At 71.7% G+C, this 3,323-nt stretch carries 6 protein-coding genes; 2 read left to right on the top strand and 4 right to left on the bottom strand.

Annotated elements, in window-relative coordinates; all coding sequences use genetic code 11:
• Positions 1–245, top strand: a 245-nt coding sequence (locus MET9862_RS29870; RefSeq protein ID WP_210248137.1) for a hypothetical protein, incomplete at its 5' end; no start/stop codon positions are given.
• A 98-nt stretch (positions 246–343) separates the two neighbouring features.
• Here the strand turns inward: MET9862_RS29870 and MET9862_RS28680 are convergent.
• Positions 344–1,081: a GNAT family N-acetyltransferase gene (locus MET9862_RS28680; RefSeq protein ID WP_142586277.1), complete on the bottom strand. Its 738-nt coding sequence runs from the start codon at positions 1,079–1,081 to the stop codon at positions 344–346.
• A gap of 289 nt (positions 1,082–1,370) precedes the next feature.
• On the bottom strand, positions 1,371–1,532 hold the full coding sequence (locus MET9862_RS29765) for a hypothetical protein (RefSeq protein WP_185157051.1): 162 nt from the start codon (positions 1,530–1,532) through the stop codon (positions 1,371–1,373).
• A 260-nt stretch (positions 1,533–1,792) separates the two neighbouring features.
• Between MET9862_RS29765 and MET9862_RS28675 the strand changes: the two genes are divergently transcribed.
• Positions 1,793–2,389, top strand: a complete 597-nt coding sequence (locus MET9862_RS28675) for a Ros/MucR family transcriptional regulator (RefSeq protein ID WP_142586276.1) — start codon at positions 1,793–1,795, stop codon at positions 2,387–2,389.
• A gap of 55 nt (positions 2,390–2,444) precedes the next feature.
• Here the strand turns inward: MET9862_RS28675 and MET9862_RS28670 are convergent, their stop codons facing one another.
• A complete protein-coding gene (locus tag MET9862_RS28670; protein WP_142586275.1) occupies positions 2,445–2,768 on the bottom strand; it encodes a hypothetical protein in 324 nt (107 codons plus the stop codon).
• Between the two features lie 74 nt (positions 2,769–2,842).
• Complete coding sequence (locus MET9862_RS28665) at positions 2,843–3,100, bottom strand: hypothetical protein (RefSeq protein WP_142586274.1); 258 nt, start codon at positions 3,098–3,100, stop codon at positions 2,843–2,845.
• Positions 3,101–3,323 lie beyond the last annotated feature (223 nt).

Below are 3,323 nucleotides of genomic sequence, written 5' to 3'. Positions count from 1 at the left end.
CCCGCCCATCGAGCATTCCCCATCCCGTCTGTGCCTGCCGGCCGGAGACCTTCCATGACCTTTGCCAGCATCATGGTGGCGATGGACCTGACGCTGGAGCCGCCGTCGCGGCGCCGGGCCTCACGCTGCAATTCGCCGACGGCACCGTGCGGGCGCGCCCCGACGAAGCGCCGGAGCCGCCCCGCCGCGCGCCCCGGAAGGCGCCCCGCAAGGAACCCCAGCAGACCTCGCTGTTCGAGGCCTGAGGATCCGGGAATCCAAAGGGATCATCCCTTTGGCGGGTCCAGGGCAGAGCCCTGGCCTGGGATCCCGAAGGGACATCGTCCCTTCGGGATCCCAGGACTCAAGGCGCGCGGCGGTAGTGGTAGCGGGAGAGTTCGCGTCCGAAGCCGAGGCCCGCATAGAGGGCGCGGGCCGGGTGGTTGTCGGCCACCACCTGCAGGCAGGCGAAGGCGGCGCCCCGCGCCCGGCCCCAATCCATCAGCGCGGCGACGACCCGGCGGGCATGGCCCCGCCCGCGGGCCTCGGGCGCGGTGGCGACCGATTCGAGGACCACGAGATTCCGGTCGAGCACCGCGTAGGCCTGCGCGGCCGGCGCGCCGTCCGCGTCGAGGGCGGCGCAGGCCCGGGGCAGGGCGATGGTCTCGTGCATGACCCGGTAGGCGCACTCGGCTGCCGCGTCCGAGTCGTTGATCCGGGCGCGCAGCGCCAGCCACGCCGCATCGGGCGCGGGCGCGAGGCGCACCTCCGGATCCGGCCTTGCATGATCCGCGAGATCGGCGGCGAGGGTGAAGGAGTGGCCCTCCGCGCGGTAGCCGCGCCGCTCCAGCTCGGGATCAAGCTCCGGCGCCAGCGAGACGACGCGGAAAAGGGCGGGCGCGCCGAGCCCGGCGAAGACCCGCTCGGCGGCCTCCACCGCGACCGCGGGCGCGGCGCGGGGGCCGGGCAGGGGATTGAGCGCGTTCGTCCGCCGTGTCGGCCCGCCGGAGGCGCGCAAGAGCCAGCCGCCGAGATGGACCTCGCGCGGGGCGGGCCATGCGTTGCGGCAGGCCTCCTCCGCGAGCCAGGCGAGGGATTCCATGCGACCGTCCGCGCTCCATCCGAGAGGTGGCGGACTTAGAGCCGTTCCCGATCACATGGCAACCGGGAACGGCTCCAAGTCCTTGTTTCGACGTCCTTGTTTCGACGCGCTCTCTTCCGCCGAACCAGCCTCCCCTTCGGCGAAAGGACGCCCGAGCCGGTCGCGGCGGACCGGTGGCACCTCAGCATCCGTGCACGCGGTGGACGTCACGGGGGCCGGTGCTTCCCGCTAGACGGCAGGCCCCGAGGCGACCGGAGCCGGCATGGCCGTCGCCCCCCCTGCCGGACGATCACGGCACCGCCGGCATCGCGCGCGATGCGGACGACGGATCGGGCTTCGCGGCGGGGGCGGCCTTCACGGCGGTCGCAGCCGAGCGCTGCCGGCAGGTCGGACCAGGGCTGCGCAAGTGCCCGGCCGGGGAGGCGAGGATCAGGGCAGTGGCTGCGGCCATCCGACGAAAGCTCGTCATGATCGATCTTCCCGTTCCCCGAGCGGTGTCGGGTCCTGCACCGTCTCGTAGCGGCAAGAGAACGGATATGAGGCTGGATGAGCACTTGGCTGTGCGAGCCGGCCCGCGAAAAGACGTTCAACTGCTGTTCGATATCGACAGGGGATTGATAAGTTTGCGAGAAAATATCTCGCCAGGTCTTGACCTCCCAGTAAAAGAAGGCTGTTGCTTGTATCCGGAACGATCGGGAGCACGACAACCCTATGAGCAGCACCGAAGCACAGGCCGACCTTACTGAGCTTTCGGCCGAGATCGTCTCGGCCTATGTGGCCAACAACTCCGTTCCGGTCAGCGATCTGGCAGCCCTGATCAGCAGCGTACACGCCGCCCTTCACGGCCTGACGCAGCCCGCGGACGCGCAGCAGGCAGGCCCGGAGAAGGCAACGCCGGCGCAGATCCGCAAGTCCATCACGCCGGACGCGTTGATCTCCTTCATCGACGGCAAACCCTACAAGACGCTGAAGCGGCACCTGACCAAGCACGGGATCGACATGGCCGGCTACCGGGAGCGCTTCGGCCTGCCGCACGACTATCCCTCGACATCGGTGAACTACTCGGCGGCCCGCTCGCAGCTTGCCCGGACGCTCGGCCTCGGCCGCAAGGCCAGCCAGGCCGTGGCACCGGAGCCTGACCCCGAGCCCGCCCCGGTCGAGACGACGCCCGCCCGTGCCTCGAAGGGTGCCGCGCCCAAGAGCACCGAGCCCAAGAGTGCCGAGCCCAAGAGTGCCGAGCCCAAGGGCGCCGCGCCGAAGGGCCGAGGCCGGCGCAAGGGCGGCTCGGTGGCTGAAGCCGCGGAGTGACGCGCGAAGCCCGGCCGGGACCGGTTCCCGGCCGGGTTCCCCGGGCCGGGACGCCCTATCGGCCGAGGCCGCGCAGCCAGGCCGTGACGGGATCGAGGACGGAGGACGCCACCGAGGCGGCCCAACCCATCGCGCGGGCACCGAAGCCGCGCTCGCCGCGCCCTTGGCTGGCCAGGAGGGCGGCCACGTAGGCGTCCTCGCGCTCCTTGCAGGCATCGAGGGCGTTGCGCTGGTCCCCCGCCCGGCTCTGGCCCGGGGGCTGGTGGGCGTAGGCCTCGCGCAGGCAGCGATGCCAAGCCTGCTCCAGGCCGGCCGGATCGGCGGCGGCGGGCGCGCCGAGGAGCGCCGGAGCGAGGAGAAGGAACAGCGGCCTGCGCATGGCGCCGGTATCGCCGATTCCGGCCAAGCTCGGCAAGCGCTGACGCGGCACGCTGTCGCGCGCCGAGCCGGCCGTCAGTGCGTGCGGCGTACGGCGTAGCGGTAGAGCGTGCCGGAATCGTCCACGAGCTCGCCGCTCGGGCCCTCTTGCCAGACCACCTCGTCGCCCGGGCGCACCTCGTCCGTGAGCACGAGGCCGCGGGCGATCTCCAGCTCGATCCCGGCGCCGTAGGCGGTCGCGGTCTCGCGCATGATGGCCGAGGCAAGGTCGGCGGTATCGGGGATGCAGACGAACAGGACCCCGTCGGCGACGGCGAGCGTGTAGGTGTGCATGATCGGCTCCAGCTTCGCGCCGGGCCGAGGTAAGGATCCACGCCCCCGATTGGAGTGCGCTGCAACACAGCGCTGGCCTGCAAGTGGCGCAGGGACAGCGCCAGCAGGATTGCTACCCGCCCGTGATCATCGCGCGGATTCGGCTGGCCAGGACGTCGACGCTGAAGGGCTTGGTCAGCACGTGCATGCCGGGCTCGAGGCGGCCGCCGCCGAGCGCGGCGTT

It is taken from the genome of Methylobacterium symbioticum (genome assembly GCF_902141845.1).
In the GTDB taxonomy this organism is placed as follows: domain Bacteria; phylum Pseudomonadota; class Alphaproteobacteria; order Rhizobiales; family Beijerinckiaceae; genus Methylobacterium; species Methylobacterium symbioticum.
The sequence above is the reverse complement of the archived record's forward strand: the minus strand, read 5'-3'. Positions and strand labels throughout refer to the sequence as shown.